At 67.4% G+C, this 16,914-nt stretch carries 16 protein-coding genes and 1 pseudogene; 9 read left to right on the top strand and 8 right to left on the bottom strand.

Features of this window, described 5'->3' with window-relative positions:
* The first annotated feature begins 64 nt into the window (after positions 1-64).
* Together ACFQLX_RS16525 and ACFQLX_RS16520 are read left to right on the top strand one after the other, a co-directional pair.
* The gene (locus tag ACFQLX_RS16525; protein ID WP_386415789.1) at positions 65-6,922 is read left to right on the top strand and encodes a polymorphic toxin-type HINT domain-containing protein; all 6,858 of its coding nucleotides are present in this window, start codon (positions 65-67) and stop codon (positions 6,920-6,922) included.
* Positions 6,923-6,928: 6 nt separating this feature from the next.
* Positions 6,929-7,285, top strand: coding sequence for an immunity 8 family protein (locus ACFQLX_RS16520; protein WP_386415787.1), 357 nt, complete (start codon positions 6,929-6,931; stop codon positions 7,283-7,285).
* 222 nt (positions 7,286-7,507) lie between these two features.
* On the opposite strand, the pseudogene ACFQLX_RS16515 reads toward ACFQLX_RS16520, so the two are convergent.
* Positions 7,508-7,786, bottom strand: a pseudogene (locus ACFQLX_RS16515) (tyrosine-type recombinase/integrase); the annotation flags it as partial.
* A 76-nt stretch (positions 7,787-7,862) separates the two neighbouring features.
* Between ACFQLX_RS16515 and tnpC the strand changes: the two are divergent.
* The 7 genes from tnpC to ACFQLX_RS16480 all read left to right on the top strand — a co-directional run bounded on the left by tnpC (position 7,863) and on the right by ACFQLX_RS16480 (position 12,438).
* Positions 7,863-9,080, top strand: coding sequence for an IS66 family transposase (gene tnpC, locus ACFQLX_RS16510; RefSeq protein WP_386415784.1), 1,218 nt, complete (start codon positions 7,863-7,865; stop codon positions 9,078-9,080).
* A gap of 18 nt (positions 9,081-9,098) precedes the next feature.
* The gene (locus ACFQLX_RS16505; protein WP_386415781.1) at positions 9,099-9,272 is read left to right on the top strand and encodes a hypothetical protein; all 174 of its coding nucleotides are present in this window, start codon (positions 9,099-9,101) and stop codon (positions 9,270-9,272) included.
* Between the two features lie 37 nt (positions 9,273-9,309).
* Entirely contained in the window at positions 9,310-9,720 is a 411-nt protein-coding gene (locus ACFQLX_RS16500) for a hypothetical protein (protein ID WP_386415844.1), read from the top strand.
* 5 nt (positions 9,721-9,725) lie between these two features.
* Positions 9,726-10,190, top strand: a complete 465-nt coding sequence (locus ACFQLX_RS16495) for a hypothetical protein (RefSeq protein WP_386415779.1) — start codon at positions 9,726-9,728, stop codon at positions 10,188-10,190.
* A gap of 691 nt (positions 10,191-10,881) precedes the next feature.
* Positions 10,882-11,175 carry a hypothetical protein gene (locus ACFQLX_RS16490; RefSeq protein ID WP_386415777.1) on the top strand — a complete coding sequence of 98 codons (294 nt, stop codon included), beginning with the start codon at positions 10,882-10,884 and terminating at the stop codon, positions 11,173-11,175.
* Positions 11,162-11,938: a hypothetical protein gene (locus tag ACFQLX_RS16485; RefSeq protein WP_386415775.1), complete on the top strand. Its 777-nt coding sequence runs from the start codon at positions 11,162-11,164 to the stop codon at positions 11,936-11,938. The genes ACFQLX_RS16490 and ACFQLX_RS16485 overlap by 14 nt, the downstream gene beginning before the upstream one ends.
* 68 nt (positions 11,939-12,006) lie before the next feature.
* Entirely contained in the window at positions 12,007-12,438 is a 432-nt protein-coding gene (locus ACFQLX_RS16480) for a Uma2 family endonuclease (protein WP_386415772.1), read from the top strand.
* 264 nt (positions 12,439-12,702) lie between these two features.
* On the opposite strand, the gene ACFQLX_RS16475 is transcribed toward ACFQLX_RS16480, so the two are convergent.
* The 7 genes from ACFQLX_RS16475 to ACFQLX_RS16445 all read right to left on the bottom strand — a co-directional run bounded on the left by ACFQLX_RS16475 (position 12,703) and on the right by ACFQLX_RS16445 (position 16,902).
* Entirely contained in the window at positions 12,703-12,960 is a 258-nt protein-coding gene (locus ACFQLX_RS16475) for a Txe/YoeB family addiction module toxin (protein ID WP_386415771.1), read from the bottom strand.
* On the bottom strand, positions 12,957-13,214 hold the full coding sequence (locus tag ACFQLX_RS16470) for a type II toxin-antitoxin system Phd/YefM family antitoxin (RefSeq protein ID WP_386415768.1): 258 nt from the start codon (positions 13,212-13,214) through the stop codon (positions 12,957-12,959). The genes ACFQLX_RS16475 and ACFQLX_RS16470 overlap by 4 nt, the downstream gene beginning before the upstream one ends.
* 99 nt (positions 13,215-13,313) lie before the next feature.
* On the bottom strand, positions 13,314-13,838 hold the full coding sequence (locus tag ACFQLX_RS16465; RefSeq protein WP_386415767.1) for a DinB family protein: 525 nt from the start codon (positions 13,836-13,838) through the stop codon (positions 13,314-13,316).
* Complete coding sequence (gene cobC, locus ACFQLX_RS16460) at positions 13,835-15,004, bottom strand: Rv2231c family pyridoxal phosphate-dependent protein CobC (protein WP_386415766.1); 1,170 nt, start codon at positions 15,002-15,004, stop codon at positions 13,835-13,837. The genes ACFQLX_RS16465 and cobC overlap by 4 nt, the downstream gene beginning before the upstream one ends.
* Complete coding sequence (locus tag ACFQLX_RS16455) at positions 14,994-15,914, bottom strand: sirohydrochlorin chelatase (protein ID WP_386415763.1); 921 nt, start codon at positions 15,912-15,914, stop codon at positions 14,994-14,996. The genes cobC and ACFQLX_RS16455 overlap by 11 nt, the downstream gene beginning before the upstream one ends.
* Complete coding sequence (locus tag ACFQLX_RS16450; protein ID WP_386415762.1) at positions 15,911-16,558, bottom strand: precorrin-8X methylmutase; 648 nt, start codon at positions 16,556-16,558, stop codon at positions 15,911-15,913. Before ACFQLX_RS16450 ends, ACFQLX_RS16455 begins: the two co-directional genes overlap by 4 nt.
* Complete coding sequence (locus ACFQLX_RS16445; protein WP_386415760.1) at positions 16,555-16,902, bottom strand: DUF362 domain-containing protein; 348 nt, start codon at positions 16,900-16,902, stop codon at positions 16,555-16,557. Before ACFQLX_RS16445 ends, ACFQLX_RS16450 begins: the two co-directional genes overlap by 4 nt.
* Between the last annotated feature and the right edge of the window lie 12 nt (positions 16,903-16,914).

Here is a 16,914-nt window from a genome sequence, read left to right as displayed (position 1 = left end):
ACCAAAGAGACTTCTCCGCCCCGCGTACGGGGCATTACGTGCACCACTTTGAAGCAGGGATGGCATGAGGACACGTTTCTACACAAACCGCCGGATCGCGGTGCTCGTCTCCGCCGTGATGGTCGGCACCTTGCTGCAGGGCGCGATCACCTCGACGCCAGCGCAGGCGGACGACCTGCCCGGGATTCCGGCTTCGGAGAAACCGCTGTCGGGTCACGGGGTGAAGATGAAGCCCCGCAAGAGAGATGGCCAGCCACGTGTCCCCGAACAGCAACCCAAGCACATATGGCCGGCTCCCGGAAGCGCCACGGTCACGCTGAAGGGCTCCGGCAGCGCCAAGGAGGCCCGTGCGCGGGCTGGCGCGTTGCCCATCACGGTGGGCGCTCCGGCCGCCAAGTCCAAGAGCGCGAAACGCGAGGTGTTCAGGGGCGAGGCGACCGTACGCCTCCATGACCGGAAGACCTCTCGCCGTGCGGGAGTGGACGGGCCCCTGCTTTCCGTCATCCCCACCCTCGGCGCGTCCAGCGGCGACGTCCAGATAGCAGTGGACTACTCCGCCTTCGCCCAGTCCTACGGCGGAGCGTGGGCGCGCCGACTGCAACTTGTGCAGCTGCCGGCCTGTGCCACCACCACCCCCGAGCTGAATCACTGCTCGACCGCGAGGCCGGTCGCTTCCCACAACGATCCCAAGACCCGAACTCTGACGGCGACTTCGCTGAACGTGCAAGCAGCGGACAGCGGTCCGCTGCTGACCGCCGGCGCCCCCCTGGTCCTGGCGGTCACCGCCGGGGCATCGAGCGACCAGGGCGACTACGCAGCCAGCCCTCTCGCGGCGTCCGCGACCTGGAGTACCAATCTCAGCACCGGTGATTTCGGCTGGTCGTACACGATGGGCGTTCCCGGTGTGCCGGGCGGCTTCTCGCCGAAGGTGGGCCTGTCCTACAGCTCGGGGGGTGTGGACGGGCGTACAGCCAACACCAACAACCAGTCCTCGTGGGCCGGTGACGGCTTCAACCTGTGGCCGGGGTCGATCGAGCGCAGCTACAAGTCGTGTGCGGACGACAACGTCACGAGTGTGAACGGGACAGATCCGGGCGACCTGTGCTGGGCGTACGACAACGCCACGATCTCCTTCAACGGCCGTGCGGGGGAGCTGATCCCGACCGGCACCGCGAACGAGTTCAAGATCAAGGGCGATGACGGCACGAAGGTCACCAGGATCTTCGGCAGCTCCACCAACGTGCGGGCCAACGGCGACAACGACGACGAGTACTGGCGGGTGACCACCACCGACGGCACCCGCTACTACTTCGGCTACAACCGACTGCAGGGCTGGGCGACGGACAAGGAGACCTCCGACTCCGCCTGGACCGCCCCTGTCTACGGTGACGATGCGAACGAGCCCTGCCACGGGTCGACCTTCGAGACGTCGTGGTGTCAGCAGGCCTGGCGATGGAACCTCGACCTTGCCATCGACGTGCACGGCAACGCGATCGCCTACTACTACGACAAGGAATCCAATTACTACGCCCGCAATCTCAAGGCGGCCGATGAGACGTCTTACGATCGCGGCGGTTCGCTGGACCGTATCGAGTACGGCTTCAAGGACACCGGAATCTACAGCACGAAGGCGCTGGCGAAGGTCGACTTCACCTCCAAGGAGCGCTGCCTGCCGGAGTCGGGCGTGACGTGTACGGCGTCCTCAATCGACACCCAGTCGTTCTACTGGTACGACACCCCCTGGGACCTGAACTGCAAGTCCGGCGTGGACTGCACGAAGTCCGCCTCCCCGAGCTTTTGGACCCGGCTGCGCCTGACGGACGTCACCACCCAGGTACTGAAGACGGACGGCACGTACGCGCCGGTGGACTCCTGGACGATGAACCACCGCTGGGGCATGGCGGACACCGACTACCAGCTGCTGCTGGACGATGTGCAGCACATCGGCAAGGCCGACACCGCCACCGACGTCCCGCTGCCGAAGGTGACGTTCGAGTACGACCAGCGCCCCAACCGCCCCGACGTCCTGGGCGACGACCTGGCACCGTTCATCAAGGAACGCCTCTCCACGATCTCGGACGAGTCCGGTGGTCAGATCGACGTGGCATACTCCGCAGCGGCCTGCAACCCGGACAGCCCGCCCACCCCGCAGTCCAACATCACGCGCTGCTTCCCCGTCTACGCCCCCAAACCCGGCTACGCCGATCCGCAGTTGCAGTGGTTCAACAAGTACGTGGTCGACGCCGTCACCCGCACGGATCGCACCAACTCCAACGCCCCCGACATGGTCACCCGCTACACCTACCTCGACGGGGCGGCCTGGCACTACGACGACGATGACGGGCTGACGAAGGAGAAGCACAAGACCTGGTCCAGCTACCGCGGTTACGGGCATGTGCGCGTGCAGACCGGCGGCCAGGACCCGGTGGGGATGAAGTCGCAGAGCGACCACTACTTCCTGCGTGGCATGGACGGCGACAGGGCCGCTCCGTCCGGTGGCACCAAGGCCGTGTCCGTCACCGACGACAACGGCAACACCATCGTCGACCACGACTCGGCGGCCGGCTTCGAGTACAAGACGGAGAACTACAGCGGTCCCGGCGGGAAGATCCTCTCCAAGACCCTGAACACGCCCTGGCACTACGAGACGGCCAAGCGGGTGCGCTCCTGGGGCACCACGACCGCCAACCTCGCCGGCACCCTGAACTCCACCGCGTACACCTCCCTGGACGGCGGGGCAGGGACCAACTGGCGCAACACGTACGTCTCATACGGACACGAGAACGTCGCCGGACGCGTCACCGAGGTCCGCGACTACGGCGCCAACACCTCCGCGACCGACAGCAAGTGCACCCGCACCACCTACGCCGACCCCGGCACCGCCACCGGAACCAAGTGGATTCTGGACGCCGTCGCCCGGGTCGAGACGGTCGCGGTCTCCTGCTCCGTCACGCCCGACCGGACCAAGGACGTCCTCTCCGACACCCGCACCGCCTACGACGGACTGGCCTACGGCGCCGTCCCCACCAAGGGCGACGCCACCCGTATCGCGACCCTCAAGTCGCACGACGGCACCACGGCCACCTACCTGGAATCGGGAATCACCTACGACTCCTACGCCCGGCAGACCGCGGCCACCGACCTCACCGGCAACGTCACCGCGACCGAGACCACCGCCCCGGTGCGCGGCGACCGTACCGACGGCCGCACGCACACGACCGCCTACAGCCCCGCCACGGGCTTTCCCACGACGGTAACCGTCACCACGCCGCCGGCCACCGTCGGAAACGCAGCCACTGCCCAGACCCAGACGACGACTCTGGAGCCGATCCGTGGGCTACCGGTCACCGAACAGGACACCAACGCACGTAAGACCGAGACCACTTACGACGCGCTGGGCCGCAAGTTGAAGGTGTGGCTGCCCAACCGCAACAAGACCAGCGACACCCCGAACCACGAGTACAGCTACAGCACAGTGGCCGACAAGCCGATCGCCGTGGGAACCACTACGCTCGCCGGCATCGGGCGCCAGACCACCTACACCCTCTACGACGGCTTCCTGCGCCCACGTCAGATCCAGGCTCCGGGTCCAAACGGCGGGATGCTGGTCGCCGACACCTTCTACGACGAGCGTGGCCTGACCGCGAAGTCGTTCGCGCCGTACTACGCCACCAAGGCGCCCTCCACGGGGTTGTTCGCCCTGGATGACGCGCTGTCGGTGGAGACGCAGACCTGGAACACCTACGACGGTCTGGGGCGCCTGACCAAGAGCCAGCAGGTCGAGGGCAACAGCGACCACGGCGCCACCCTGGCCACCACCGCGACCTCCTACGGCGGCGACCGCGTTACCGTCACGCCACCGACCGGTGCAACGGCTACGACCACCCTGACCGACGTACGCGGACAGACCACCGAGCTGTGGCAGTACCACGGCTCCACCCCCACCGGAACCCCGGACAAGACGCTCTACCGCTACACCCCGGCCGGTCAACTCGACCAGGTCACCGACCCGGCGGGCAACCAGTGGTCCTACAGCTACGACCTGCGTGGCAACCAGACCAAGTCCGTCGACCCCGACGCGGGCACGAGTGTGTCGGTCTACGGTGACCGCAGTGAACTGATCTCCTCCACCCGCCAGGGTGATCCGGCCACCACCGCGGACGACAAGAAGATCACCCGCATCTACGACAACCTCGGTCGTGATCTGGAAACCCGCTCCGGGAGCGCGACGGGCACGCTGCTGACCAAGCGCGTGTGGGACCCCCTCGGCTACGAAGGACAGCTCTCCTCGGCCACCCGCTACGTCGGCTCGGACGCCTACACCACCACCTACGGCCTCTACGACACCCTCTACCGCCCCCACCGCACCACCACCACGATCCCCGCCACCACCGCCAACGGTGCTCTGGCCGGTTCGTACCAGAGCACGATCAACTACAACATGGACGGCACCGTGTCGTCCGTCGGCTACCCGGCAGCCGGCGCACTGTCCGCCGAGGTCATCACGCCCACCTACGACGAGATCCTGCGGCCCAAGACCCTCGTGGGCAGCGGCGGCCTGACCTACGTCACCGACACCACATACAGCCTCACGGGCAAGCCGCTGCAGTACACCTACCAGGCGGCCGGGTCCAAGCTCACCCAGGTCACCAACACCTATGAGTGGGGCACCCAGCGCCTGCGCAACTCGCGCGTCGACCGCCAGGACGTCCCCGGCGTCGACAAGTCCGCCACCTACACCTACGACGAGGCCGGCAATATCACCGGCATCTCGGACGTCTCCCGCGACGGCACCGACAACCAGTGCTTCGACTACGACTACCTCGGCCGCCTCGCCGAAGCCTGGACCCAGCCCACCACCGCCTGCGCCGGGACTCCCACCAGCAGCGCTCTGGGCGGCCCGGCCCCGTACTGGCTCAGCTACGAATACGACCTCGTCGGCAACCGCACCTCGGAAACCGCGCACGACCTGACCGGCAACACCGCGAAGGACACCAAGCGCACCTACACCTACCCCGACCCGAAAGCGGCCCGCCCCCACACCCTCACCCAGGTCGACACCACAGGCCCGAGCGGAGCGGCACGGGACACCTACACGTACAGCGCCTTCGGCGACACGGCCACCCGCACTCTGGGCGGAGACACACAGACCCTGACCTGGGATGTTGAGGGCCACCTCACCCGCGTCGCAGCGCCCGACGGCGCTGGCGGCACGAAGAACACCGACTACGTCTACGACGCAGACGGCAACCGCCTCATCACCCATACGGCCACCGAAACCACGCTCTACCTCGGCGGCACGGAGATCGTGCTCCCGAAGGGGAGCGCGACACCGAAGGCGACCCGCTACTACGACCTGGGCGGCGGAAACCAGGCGATCCGCACCGACGACGACAAGCTCTCCTTCCTCCTCGGCGACCACCACGCCACGAGTGAACTCGCCATCAACGCCACCGACCTGACCATGCAGCAGCGCCGCTCGACCCCCTTCGGCGCCCCACGTGGCAAGGCCCCCACCGCGTGGCCCGGCACGAAGGGCTTCGTAGGCGGCACCCAGGACGAGGACCTCAACCTCACCCACCTCGGCGCCCGCGACTACGACCCGACCACGGGCCGCTTCATCAGTGTTGATCCTCTGATGGACGTCGTCGATCCTCAGCAAATCCACGGCTACAGCTACGCCAACAACAACCCCGTTTCGTTGTCCGACCCTGATGGGTTGCGGCCTATCGGGATGTGCGAGGGCGCCGGCGGATGTGGCGGCGTAGCCGAAGAGCGTGGATTCGATAGGACCGACGAGTGGTTCACGATGGACGGGGATGGGACGTGGACCCAGCACACGATGAAGCGTGAGGCGAACCCCCGCAACGACGGGTCCATTGTCTGGTCCTACACCTACACCGAAGGCGCGACCAAGACGGTCGAATACGTCACTCTGAGTCGGGGTGTTACCTATCCCTTCGTAGTACCCGAGGGCGAGCACCATCTTTGGAGGAAATCCAAAGAGCTTGCGAAGGCCCTGGTATTTGACCCAGCGTCCTGCGCAAATGCCGTGAGCTGGGACTGCGCACTCGAGACCGTGAGTGTCCTGCCGTACGCGAAGCTCGCTAAGCTCATGAAATTCAAGCGCCTTGACAAGTCCGGCGCTGCAGTGACTGAGTGCTTGATCAAGCACAGTTTTGTTCCAGGAACAGACGTGCTGCTTGCTGACGGCACCACCAAGGACATCGAGGAAGTAAAGCCAGGCGACAAGGTAGTCGTTACTGACCTGGAAACTGGAAAGACCACGACCCGCAAGGTCGCTGGCGCTATCGTCACCGAAGACGACAAAGAATTTGTCGACCTCACCGTAACCACCAAAGACGGTGATGCGGCTCTCATTTCCACAACCACCCATCCCTTCTGGGTAGTGTCCGAAAACGCTTGGGTCGATGCTGGCGATCTGAAGCCTAATATGCACCTGCGGACTCCCGACGGCATGACCGTCGAACTGAAGGGAATCCGCTACTTCCAAAAGCGCCAACGCACGCACGACCTCACAGTCACGGACGTGCACACGTACTATGTACTCGCCGGAAATGCGCCGGTCCTCGTTCATAATTCCAACTGCAGTAGGATGGATTGGGCCACACAGACTGAAGTACTCCGGTCCGCTTCGAGGGGGAAGGGGAATTTCGGTCTCGGGTCTGGAACTCGAGCTGATGCAGACGATCTTGGCCGGGCGTGGGTAGGTGAAGGATATACCGTGGCAAGTGACGGGAAGACGTTGGTAAGTCAAGACGGGCTGCGCCAGTTCCGACCCCCGTCGAACAAGCCAAATAGCGCCACAACGGGATATGCTCCAGTCCAGGCAAACTTCGAGCAACGCTACATCCCGCGAGGCCAGTGGCAAAGTAATGGGCACCTAGACATCACGGACTGATCGATTATGAAGGCAGTTGTACGCCATTTCCTTAGCCCGGACGTCGACTTCAACACCTACTGGCCTGAGGATGTGGAGGATGTCGGATTCCTCGTCCAGATGCTGGTCGGGCCTGAGGGCGGTCCAGGCGAAGAATCATTCGGAGTGATGGTCTGCACGCCTCGATGGCTAGGGCGTGAAGTTCAGAGGAGCGGGCCGCTCATCGCCCGTCATTTTCTGGTCATTCCAGAGTATGATCCGCCAAAGATTCAGGAGTTCTTGAGGAATCGAGTCGAGGCGTTCGCTGCTTCGACGTGGACTGAACTTGCTGAGAAAATCGGCAGGATCGGGTATTGGGAATTCGAGGATTATGCCCCGGAGTGATGGGTTGTATTTCTTTGAGTGGTGTCGATGGCGACGATTTCAGTCGCAGTCAGGTAACGCCAGATAGAGCACGCATGTGGGTTCTTTCCTGAGGGTAGTTCTCGGTGACCTCGTGGTGCGCCTTGGTAATTCGCCGTGAGTGATGGCATGCACTGGAAGCCCTATCAGAGTTTGTTTCTGGTGGGGCTTCTGTGGTGTTTGACGGCAACGCCGACGGCAACGTCACTGGACGAGGGCTGCTGCGGGCGGCGGCTCGTCGGGGTTATCAGGCACGTCGAGTGCGTCGCCAAGGGTGTCGATGGCTTGGCGTTGGAGGTGGAGTCGGACGTGGGCGTAGACGGTGGCGGTGACGCCGATGTGGGCGTGGCCCAGGAGGTCTTTGATCACGACGAGGTCGCCTCCTTGTTCCAGGAGCAGGGTCGCGGTCGTATGTCGGAGATCATGAAAGCGGATGCGGCGGAGTCCGGCGCGGTCGAGGAGTCGGTTGAATCGCCGGGTCAGGGTGACTGTTTAGGACGGCCTGTGAGCTGCGGGAACGCGGTGCGTGCCCGCTGTGGCGGTCCGGTAGATTGATCTTGTGTTCCCCGCCGAGCAGTCGCCGCCTTCCTATGAGGAGTTGGCTGCGCTGGTGGTGGAGCTGAAGCTGCTGGTGTCCGCGCAGGCGGCGGAGATCGCGGAACTGAAGCGCCGTCTGGCCGCGGACTCGCACAACTCCTCCCGGCCGCCGTCCAGTGACGGGCTGCGCAAGAAGCCCGCGCCGAAGTCGCTGCGGCAGCGTTCGGGCCGCAAGCCCGGCCGGGCCAAGGGTGATCCGGGCGGACGTCTGGAACAGGTCGCTGACCCGGACGACATAGTCGACCACCATCCCGCCGCGTGCGGCGGCTGCGGTGATGCCTTGAACTCCGCCCGCAGCGTGGGCTATCGGGCCCGGCAGGTCTTCGACCTGCTCGAGATCACCCCTGAGGTGACCGAGCACCGGTTGCACCAGGCCGTCTGTGGCTGCGGACACGCCACCACCGCGCCGGCACCGGATCTGGTGAACGCGGCCACCGTGTACGGCCCCGGCGTCCGCGCGGCGATCTGCTACCTGTCGGCCTACCAGCATCTGCCGGCCAAGCGGCTGGCCGAGGCGATGGAGTCCTTGTTCGAGCTGCCGCTGTCCACCGGCACCGTGATCTCCGTACTCGCCCGTGCCCACGACGGACTCGAAGGCTTCGAGGCGCAGGTCAAGGACCATCTGACCACCGTCGCGGTCGCGCACGCGGACGAGTCCGCAGTGCGGGTCGCGGGGAAACTGCACTGGCTGCACGTGATGTGCACGCACCTGGTCACCTTCTACGGCATCCACACCCGCCGCGACCGCGTGGCGATGGACGACCTCGCCGTCCTGCCCGCCTTCACCGGCACCCTGGTCACCGACGCGCTGGCCTCCTACACCGTCTACGGCACCGGCCAGGCCCTGTGCGGCGCACACGTCCTGCGCGAGTTGATTGCGGTCACCGAGGACACCCGGCGCGACACCTCCTGGGCCCAGGTCATGATCGACGTACTGATCGAGGCGAAGGACGCCGTCGCCGTCGCCCTGACCGCCGGGCAACACGCCCTGGCACCTGTCGCCCTGGACGGATTCCAAGAGCGGTACCGCAACGCCGCGTTGTGCGGCATCGCCGCCCACCCCCGCCCCGCACACGGGCCGAAACCCAAGGCCAGAGCCCTGGCCGAGCGCCTGCGTGACCGCGCAGCCGAGTACCAGCGATACATGACCGACTTCGCAGTCCCCTTCGACAACAACTAGGCCGAACGAGACCTGCGGATGGTCAAAGCGCAACAGAAGATCTCCGGGGCCTGGCGGACCCTGACCGGCGCGAGGCGCTTCGCGAGGATCCGCTCCTATATCTCCACCGTCCGCAAACACGGCATCAACCCCCTCACCACCCTCCGCGACCTCTTCGCCGGGCGGCCCTGGACGCTGCCCGCAACCAGCTGAACCCCTAAACAGTCACGGCGCTGACGCTCGCGTCCAGATAGTCGGGATCGAACAGTGGACTACGTCAACTTCAGTCCGCAATCTGACGGTCAGTGACCTCCACACGTACTATGTGCTGGCAGGCTCCACGCCCGTCCTTGTCCACAACAGTGGTCCGTTCTGTGGCGTTCCGGTCGGCGGCAAGGTTGGGGACCGCCTCGGGGGAGAAGACTTCCATGGAAGTGAGTACACGCTGGATGAGATCACCCAGTTCGTAAGTGGGCACACTGGTGATGCTCATCCGACAATGGGGCGGCCATCCATCACTCAGATCGAGGAGACTCTCCGCGGTGCCGGTCCGGCCCGCTACGGCAACGGAAACTCGGCCGAGTTTGTCCAAAATGGTATCCGGGTCATCGTTAACTACGACATGCCGTGGCGGAATACCGCCTACTTTATTGGAAGGTGATTCCTGTGGCAGAAGGCGATGACGAGTGGTTCGCTCGGTTTATTGGACCCGAGGCCGACGCAGAGCTCCGACTGGTGACCGTAAGGGTCGCTGAGCAGCGTGAGCTCGACATGGTCGAACTACTGAAGGGGTGGAGGGCTCACGTGGTGAAGATCGAGCGTGACATGCCCCTTCCGATGTCCGACCGCTCCGTTTGGGGTGCGCACGACTTCCTTGCGGCTCTCTATCTGCGCGATTTCCTCGAATCCGGGATTTCCGGCGTACGAGAGGAATTCGTCCCAAACGTTCGCGCGGCAATCGAGGATGTCGATGCAAGATTCATTTCGTATACGGTGGCGGATGATCTCCGCCTGAATGAAAGGGTAGACAGGCGTGAGCAGCCCGATGCTCCGTGGTGGTGGCGGCGGATTCCGTTGTCCGGTCCAGCGCGTGAAGAACTGGCACAATATGGCGCAGTAGGGCCTATGTAGGGCCAAATGCTCGACGTGCGCATTGCATGCGTCGATGTGGTGGTCGGGCCACTGGGCGTCGTGGGTGTACGTCTGCGTTGCCGTCACCGTTGCCGTCGTGGCGGGGGTCGGTTGCGGGACTCCTGCAACAGACCCTCGCCACGTGCCGGGCTGGGCGGTTCAGTCTCCGGGCTGCGGGCGCAGCGCGTGACTGATCAGTCGGTGAGGCGCCGCTGGCTCCGCCGCGCGCGGGCCCCGGCCCCTGGGCGATAGCTGGCGGGGCTCGCTCGGGGCCTCGCGCGTCGGTCCAGCGTCCCTCTCACCGTCCGACCAGTAACGACGCGCCCGCCGACCAGAACGCCCAGCCGTACATGATCCAGCTACAGCAACCCCGGGCACATCCCCGACCGTCTCGTCCAGGAGCCTCCCGGTGGGGTGCACGGGTCGGTGGCCGGGGGCGGGGGCCGAGGCGGTCTTGAGCCACCCGCCCGGGGTGGGACCCGCGCTGGCCGCACACCCGGGGGCCGCGGGGCAGCAGACACGGGCAGGGGCAGTACCTGCCCCGCCTCGCGGCAGCGAGCGTGTGGCCCCCGGGCGCACGCCCGGTCCCACCCCGTACGGGACCCCGGCCCAACACCGCCCCAACCCCCGCTGCGGTTGGCCATGATGAGGTACCTGAGGTACCATGCCATGAGAGGCGAGGAGGATCCCCATGGCCACGAACACCGCACGCAGGCAGGCGCCGCTGAAGGTCGATCCGGCCATAGACGAGCTGATCGCGTCCGGCGCGAACTTCCTCGGGATGACCAAGAAGGACCTGGTAGCGGAGGCCGTGCAGTTCTACCTCGATGCCCGCCGCGAGGAGATGCGCCGCCGCATGCAGGACCTGATGACCCGTCTCGACGGCACCCGCGCTTCCCGTGTGGCCCTGCTCGCCGGACTGAGCCGGGAGGAACTCGACGCCGTCGGGGGTGTCGACGAGACGGAGCACCGTGCCGCCGGCTGACCGTGCCCGCCCCACCCTGCGCTGCCTCCGCGAGGATCTCCACCTCGACCCCGGCCTGGTGGATTGCCCGCTCGACGAACTCGACCACCCGCTACTGGCCAAGGTCCACGAACAGTTCGCCGATCCTGCCACCGCGCACGAGCGGATCGCCGCAATCGACGACCAAGTGCTCTTCAAAGCCAAGGTGCAGCGGTGGCGCGGTGCGGTGTGGACCGACGCACCCGGGGCTGAGGTGCGGACATGGCTGGTGGCGGCAGGCCGGCGTGAGGACGGCAGCACCACCGACTTCTACGCCACCCTCGCCGCGACGGGGACAGCAGCCAGGGCGCGCTACAACACCACGCATACCCCGGCCCTGACCAGCTCGACGTACACCGCGCACCTCCTGCCGGACGAGACCGACCGGATGCGCTACCACGCCGAGGCGGCGGCCCGGTTCGAGCGACAACTGACCACGGGAGTTGCCGAGCTGACCCGTGCCTCCCTCCTCGATAGCCGGGAGCACACGGCCGTCCACGGCGGAGCCCGCATCGGTATCCAGGTGCGCGCCGCTGAAGGTCACGAAACTTACGTCGCCGTGCGGATCATCGGGTCCGTCCCGGACGCCCTGACCCTCGCCGTCCTCGACCTGATTCCCGGCTGCGCGCTCGACGGCTGGTTCCCCGAGTACTCCTTGCCCGAGCGCCCGCTGGAGGCGGCGGAACAGGCGTGGTCCAACCTGATGGACCCGATCGCGGCCGCCAAACTCCTCGACGACGCGTGACGAGCGCAGGCAGGGCTTCCAGGGGGGAATTCCGAATTCTGGTCTAGACCGATTGGTGTAGACCGCTGATGGCAGTAGTGACGGCAACACCGGCGGACGTCAGCGCACAAGCACGGACCTCTCTGCATGTCACGCGGGACAAGGGTGTGCTGCCGGAGATGGACGGCTATACGCCCGAGCCGGATGTGCTGGTGGTGGATGCGGGTGTACTCGGTCCGGCGGACGCCTACGTCGATCAGAAGCATGTGCACTTCGTCGCCGAGAGCGTTTCGCGCTCGACGGTCGGGCAGGACTACGGGCGCAAGCTCAATCAATACGCGGCGCGCGGGATTTCGACGTATCTGATCGTGGACGTGCTGACCGGGGAGTGTGTGCTCTACCGGGAGCCGAAGGGCGATGAGTACACCTCGGCCGTGCCCTACCGGTTCGGTGAGGAGATCGGTTTCTCGATCGCCGGGGTTCCGGTGACGGTGCGGACCGACTTCAAGAAGATCCGCTAGCGACGCCGGGTGCGCGAGGGCGCGAGGCATCAGGCGACCGTCGCCGCGATCCCGTCGTCAGTACGTAGTGGTAGGGGCGCCCAGAAGCTGGGCATCGGTTCGACCGAGACGCTGTGCAAGTGGGTGCGGCAGAACCGGATCGATTCCGGTATCCGGTCGGGGGCGACCAGCGAGGAATCCGCCCAGTTCAAGGCGCTGAAGAAGGAGGACGTCGAGCTGAAGCGGGCGAGCGAGTTCCGCAAGGCGGCGGTGTCTTTCCTCGCGTCAGTAGTGGTCGCGGGCCTGGATGATCTCCAGGCCGTCGGAGTCGGTGACGCGGTAGACCAGCCGGCGTTCCTGCGTGATGCGGCGCGACCACCAGCCGGACAGGTTCCCTTTCAGCGGTTCGGGCTTGCCCCTGCCTTCGAAGGGGGTCCGCTTGATCTCCTTGATGAGGTCGTTGACCCTGCGGAGCGTCTTGCGGTCGGTGTCGGCCCAGTGGGTGTAGTCCTCCCACCCGTCGTCCGAGAACGACGTCTTCACGCGTCCTCCGTGTCGATGAGGTCCCGTACGGTGCCGCGTCCGGCGTCCATCTGCTCGATGGAGCGCATGAGGCGGGCGGCGTTGCGGGGGGAGCGCAGCAGGTACATCGTCTCCTCCCAGGCGTTGTAGTCCTCCTCGGACATGATCACGACGGTGCCCGCCTTCGACGTGACGCGCTCGGGCGCGTGGTCTTCGGTGACGCGACGGATCAGGCCGAAGAAGTCCTTGCGCGCTTCGCTTGCGTTGATGGTCATGGGTTCCTCCCGTGCACGTCGCCAGTCCCTACAGAAGCGTACTCAAAACGGTACCACAAGTGTACTTAATTCGGTACAGTGAAAATTCCGGCCTTCTCGTCAGGGGAGGGGGGCGCCGACGTCGTGGAGGTGGTGGAGGGGGTCGTGGATGAAGTAGCGGGCGAAGGTCTCCACCGTGAAGGACGCTCCGTCGCTGCGCAGGCCCGTGCGGGCCCACTGGTCGCCGGTCACCTTGGCGAAGGCGTCCGCCAGGTGGTGGGCGTTCGCGGTCAGGGCGCGGGCCACGGTCGCCGGGTCCTGGGCCGCGTAGTCCTCCGCCACGGCCGTGGCGTCCTGGTCCCAGTTGGGGTAGTGCGGGTTGTCCTCGGTGAGCATCAGGTGCAGGCGCCGCGCGTAGACGTCGTGGACGTCGCGTACGTGGCAGGCGTACTCCAGCGGTGACCAGACGTCCGCGCGCGGCCGACGGCGTACGTCCGGGCGGGTCAGTACCTCCTCCCACAAGGGGGCCGTGCGGCGCAGGAGGTCGGCGACCTGCTCCCTGGGGACCGCGGAGGCGTCGAAGCCGCACTCCTCGCAGGGGCGCTGGAGGACCCAGGTCCAGTCCTTGGTGTCCGGTGTGATCATGGGTGCGATTCTCCCGGAGGGGGAGTGTGCGGCACCAGTGAACTTTTCTGCAGGGAACCGGTAAGTGTCTCTTGCCTGTTGCGGGGATCGGGGGTGCGCGCGTGCTCCGTGTGCTCGGCCAGCGCCGCCGTCAGGCGGTCCGTTGTGGTGCGGTCGCGGACTGCCAGGCGGAGCCAGTTCGCGTCCAGGCCGGGGAAGGTGTCGCCTCGGCGGACCGCTATGCCGTGGGTGCGTAGGTGCAGGCGCAGGTTGTCGGCGTCGGGGGTGTGGAGGAGGACGAAGGGGGCCGCGGGCGGGGTAACGGGGGTGAGGGTGGGGAAGCGGCCTAGGCGGTCCAGGAGGTAGGCGCGGTCCGCGGCTGTTTCGTGGGCCGCTTTCGTCGCTTCGGCTCGGGCTTCGGGGGTGGAGCAGGCTTGTGCCGCCGCCAGGGCGGGAGTCGACACCGGCCACAGGGGCTGGGCCCGGAGCAGAGGGGCCAGGTCGGCGGGGGTCGCCAGGGCGTAGCCGATGCGCAGGCCCGCCAGGCCCCAGGTCTTCGTCAGGCTGCGCAGGACGATCAGGCCCGGGAGGTGGCCGACGAGGGGGGCCAGCGACTCCGGCTCGTCCGGGACCGCGTCCATGAACGCCTCGTCCACCACCAGGGTGCGGCCTTTCCGGGCGAGGGAGGCTATCGCCTCGGCCCGGTGCAGGATCGAGGTCGGGTTGGTGGGGTTGCCTAGCACCAGCAGGTCCGCCGAATCCGGGATCGCCGCCGGGTCCAGGCAGAAGCCGTTCTCCGGGTGGAGCAGGACGCGGTGGACCCGGTGGCCGGCATCTCGCAGGGCCGCCTCCGGCTCCGTGAACTGCGGGTGGATGACGGTGGGTTGGACCGTCCGTACGGATCGGGCGATCAGGACGAACGCCTCCGCCGCGCCCGCCGTCAGCAGCACGTGGTCCGGGGGCAGGTCGTGGCGCGCCGCCACCGCCGCGCGGGCGCGGGTGCCGTCCGGGTACGCCGCCACCTCGTCGAGGGAGGCGATCAGGCGCTCCTTCAGCCAGGGCGGCGGGGTGTGCGCGCGGACGTTCACCGCCAGGTCGGTGGCGGGGCGGGCCTCGCGGACCTCCGCGTCGCCGTGGTGGCGCAGGTCGTGGGGGGCGTGGGGGCCCGGTCGGGCGTCAGTGCGCATGGGCGTGGCCGCCGTGGTGCGGGTGGTGGGCGTGGTGGTGGCCGCTCCCGTCCTCGTCCGGGTGGTAGTGCGGCTGCTGGGGGGCGCCCACCTTCTCCGCGAAGCCGGGCAGGGCGATGCGGTAGACGCAGGTGTCGCAGTTCATGCGGAGGTCTCCGGTCAGGGCCTCCCGGTAGCGCTCCATGACGAGGGATGCCAACTCCGGTTCCGCGCCGATCACTTCGGCCGTACGGACGTCCAGCGACGGGTTCGCCTCCGCCCACCGCGTGGTCTGCTCGCGGACCCGGTCCGGGAGGATGCCGGTGAAGAGGAAGTACGGCAGGACGACGATCCGGCCCGCGCCCAGCCGGCGGCAGCGCTCCAGGCCGGCGGGGACGTCCGGCGCGGCCAGCGAGACGAACGCCGTCTCCACGCCCGCGTAGCCGCGCCCCTCCCACAGCAGCCGCGCCGCCTTGTGCACCTCCGCGTTCGCGTCCGGGTCCGTTGAGCCCCGGCCGACCAGCAGCACCGTCGTCGTCGCGCGGTCCGCCCCGGACAGGGCCTCGTCGATCCGCCGCTCCAGCACGCTCAGCAGCGCCGGGTGCGGGCCCAGCGGGCGGCCGTAGGAGTACGTCAGCCCGGGGTGGCGCTCGCGCTCGCGGGCCAGCGCCGCCGGTATGTCGCCCTTGGCGTGGCCGGCCGAGACGAGCATCAGCGGGACGGCGGCGAAGCGGCGTACGCCCTGGGCGACGAGACCCGCCACCGCCTCGCCCAGCGGGGGCGGGGACAGCTCGATGAATCCGCCAGCGACCGGCAACTCCGGGTTGTCGGAGGCAAGTTGGGAGACGAAGGCGCGGAACGCCGCCGCGCCCGCCTCGTCGCGGGTGCCGTGGCCGGCGATGAGCAGCGCGGGCGGGGGCTGGGGGGTCATGCGGTCTCCTCAACGGTGGTGCGGGGTGCCCGGGGCACGGTGGTGCGGGGTCGGGTCGGGGGTGCTTCGGTCGGTAGTGCGGTGTAGAGGAGGGCGTTCAGGGCCGCCGCGGCTACTGCTGAGCCGCCCTTCTCCGAGATGTTGCTGACCGCCGGCAGTCCGCTTTCGCGCAGGGCCGCCTTGCTCTCCGCCGCGCCGACGAAGCCGACGGGGAGGCCGATCACCAGGGCGGGGGCGGCGTCCAGGGTGATCAGCTCCTCCAGGGCGGTGGGGGCGCAGCCGATCACCCAGACCGCTCCCGGGCCGACCTCCTCGTACGCCAGGCGGATCGCGTGGGCGGAACGGGTCAGGTCGGGGGTCGACTTCGCGTCGCGTACGCGGCAGAGCGCGCTGCGGGCGGTGATGCCCGCCGCGACCATTTCGACGTCCGCGACGATGGGGGCGGCGGCTTCGTGCAGGGCGCGGTGGGCGGCTGCGAGGGTGCGTTCGTCGCAGACGAGGTCCTGTGCGTAGGCGAGGTCCGCGCTGGAGTGGATGACCCGCTCCACGACCGCGCGGGTGAGCGGGGGGAGGGGGGAGGTGTCCAGGCGGGTGCGGAGCCTTCGGAAGGACTCCTGCTCGATGGGGTGGACGGTGGTCCTCATCTCGGGCTCCTGGAAGGGGGGGTGGGGGGGAGGGGTAGCTCCTCTATCGCGTCCACGGGGCAGACGTCTATGCACTCCAGGCAGCCTGTGCAGAGGTCCTCGCGGATGGTGAGGGTGCCGGCGGTGGGGCGGATGGCGTGGGTGGGGCAGGTGAGGAGGCACGCACCGCAGCCCGCGCAGCGGGGGGTTACGTGTACCGCTGGGCGCGTTGCGCTGCGGGGGCTGCGCCCCCGGGCCCCCGGGTCGGCGCTTCGCGCCTCCGGCCTCAAACGCCGGCCGGGCTCGTCGGCGCTTCGCGCCTCGGCCTCAAGCGCCGGCCGGGCTGGGATGGCGCTTCGCGCCATGGCCTCAAACGC

This window comes from Streptomyces polyrhachis (assembly GCF_042663125.1).
Lineage (GTDB): Bacteria > Actinomycetota > Actinomycetes > Streptomycetales > Streptomycetaceae > Streptomyces > Streptomyces polyrhachii.
This window is presented reverse-complemented; position numbering and strand designations above follow the sequence as displayed.

What these genes read in the sequence shown, in the direction of transcription:
- ACFQLX_RS16505 (WP_386415781.1), top strand. Translation starts at nt 9,099, where the DNA reads ATGGTCAAAGCGCAACAGAAGATCTCCGGGGCCTGGCGGACCCTGACC.
- ACFQLX_RS16525 (WP_386415789.1), top strand. Translation starts at nt 65, where the DNA reads ATGAGGACACGTTTCTACACAAACCGCCGGATCGCGGTGCTCGTCTCC.
- ACFQLX_RS16520 (WP_386415787.1), top strand. Translation starts at nt 6,929, where the DNA reads ATGAAGGCAGTTGTACGCCATTTCCTTAGCCCGGACGTCGACTTCAAC.
- ACFQLX_RS16455 (WP_386415763.1), bottom strand. Translation starts at nt 15,914, where the DNA reads ATGACCCCCCAGCCCCCGCCCGCGCTGCTCATCGCCGGCCACGGCACC.
- ACFQLX_RS16465 (WP_386415767.1), bottom strand. Translation starts at nt 13,838, where the DNA reads ATGATCACACCGGACACCAAGGACTGGACCTGGGTCCTCCAGCGCCCC.
- ACFQLX_RS16480 (WP_386415772.1), top strand. Translation starts at nt 12,007, where the DNA reads ATGGCAGTAGTGACGGCAACACCGGCGGACGTCAGCGCACAAGCACGG.
- ACFQLX_RS16470 (WP_386415768.1), bottom strand. Translation starts at nt 13,214, where the DNA reads ATGACCATCAACGCAAGCGAAGCGCGCAAGGACTTCTTCGGCCTGATC.
- ACFQLX_RS16445 (WP_386415760.1), bottom strand. Translation starts at nt 16,902, where the DNA reads ATGGCGCGAAGCGCCATCCCAGCCCGGCCGGCGCTTGAGGCCGAGGCG.
- cobC (WP_386415766.1), bottom strand. Translation starts at nt 15,004, where the DNA reads ATGCGCACTGACGCCCGACCGGGCCCCCACGCCCCCCACGACCTGCGC.
- ACFQLX_RS16490 (WP_386415777.1), top strand. Translation starts at nt 10,882, where the DNA reads ATGGCCACGAACACCGCACGCAGGCAGGCGCCGCTGAAGGTCGATCCG.
- ACFQLX_RS16450 (WP_386415762.1), bottom strand. Translation starts at nt 16,558, where the DNA reads ATGAGGACCACCGTCCACCCCATCGAGCAGGAGTCCTTCCGAAGGCTC.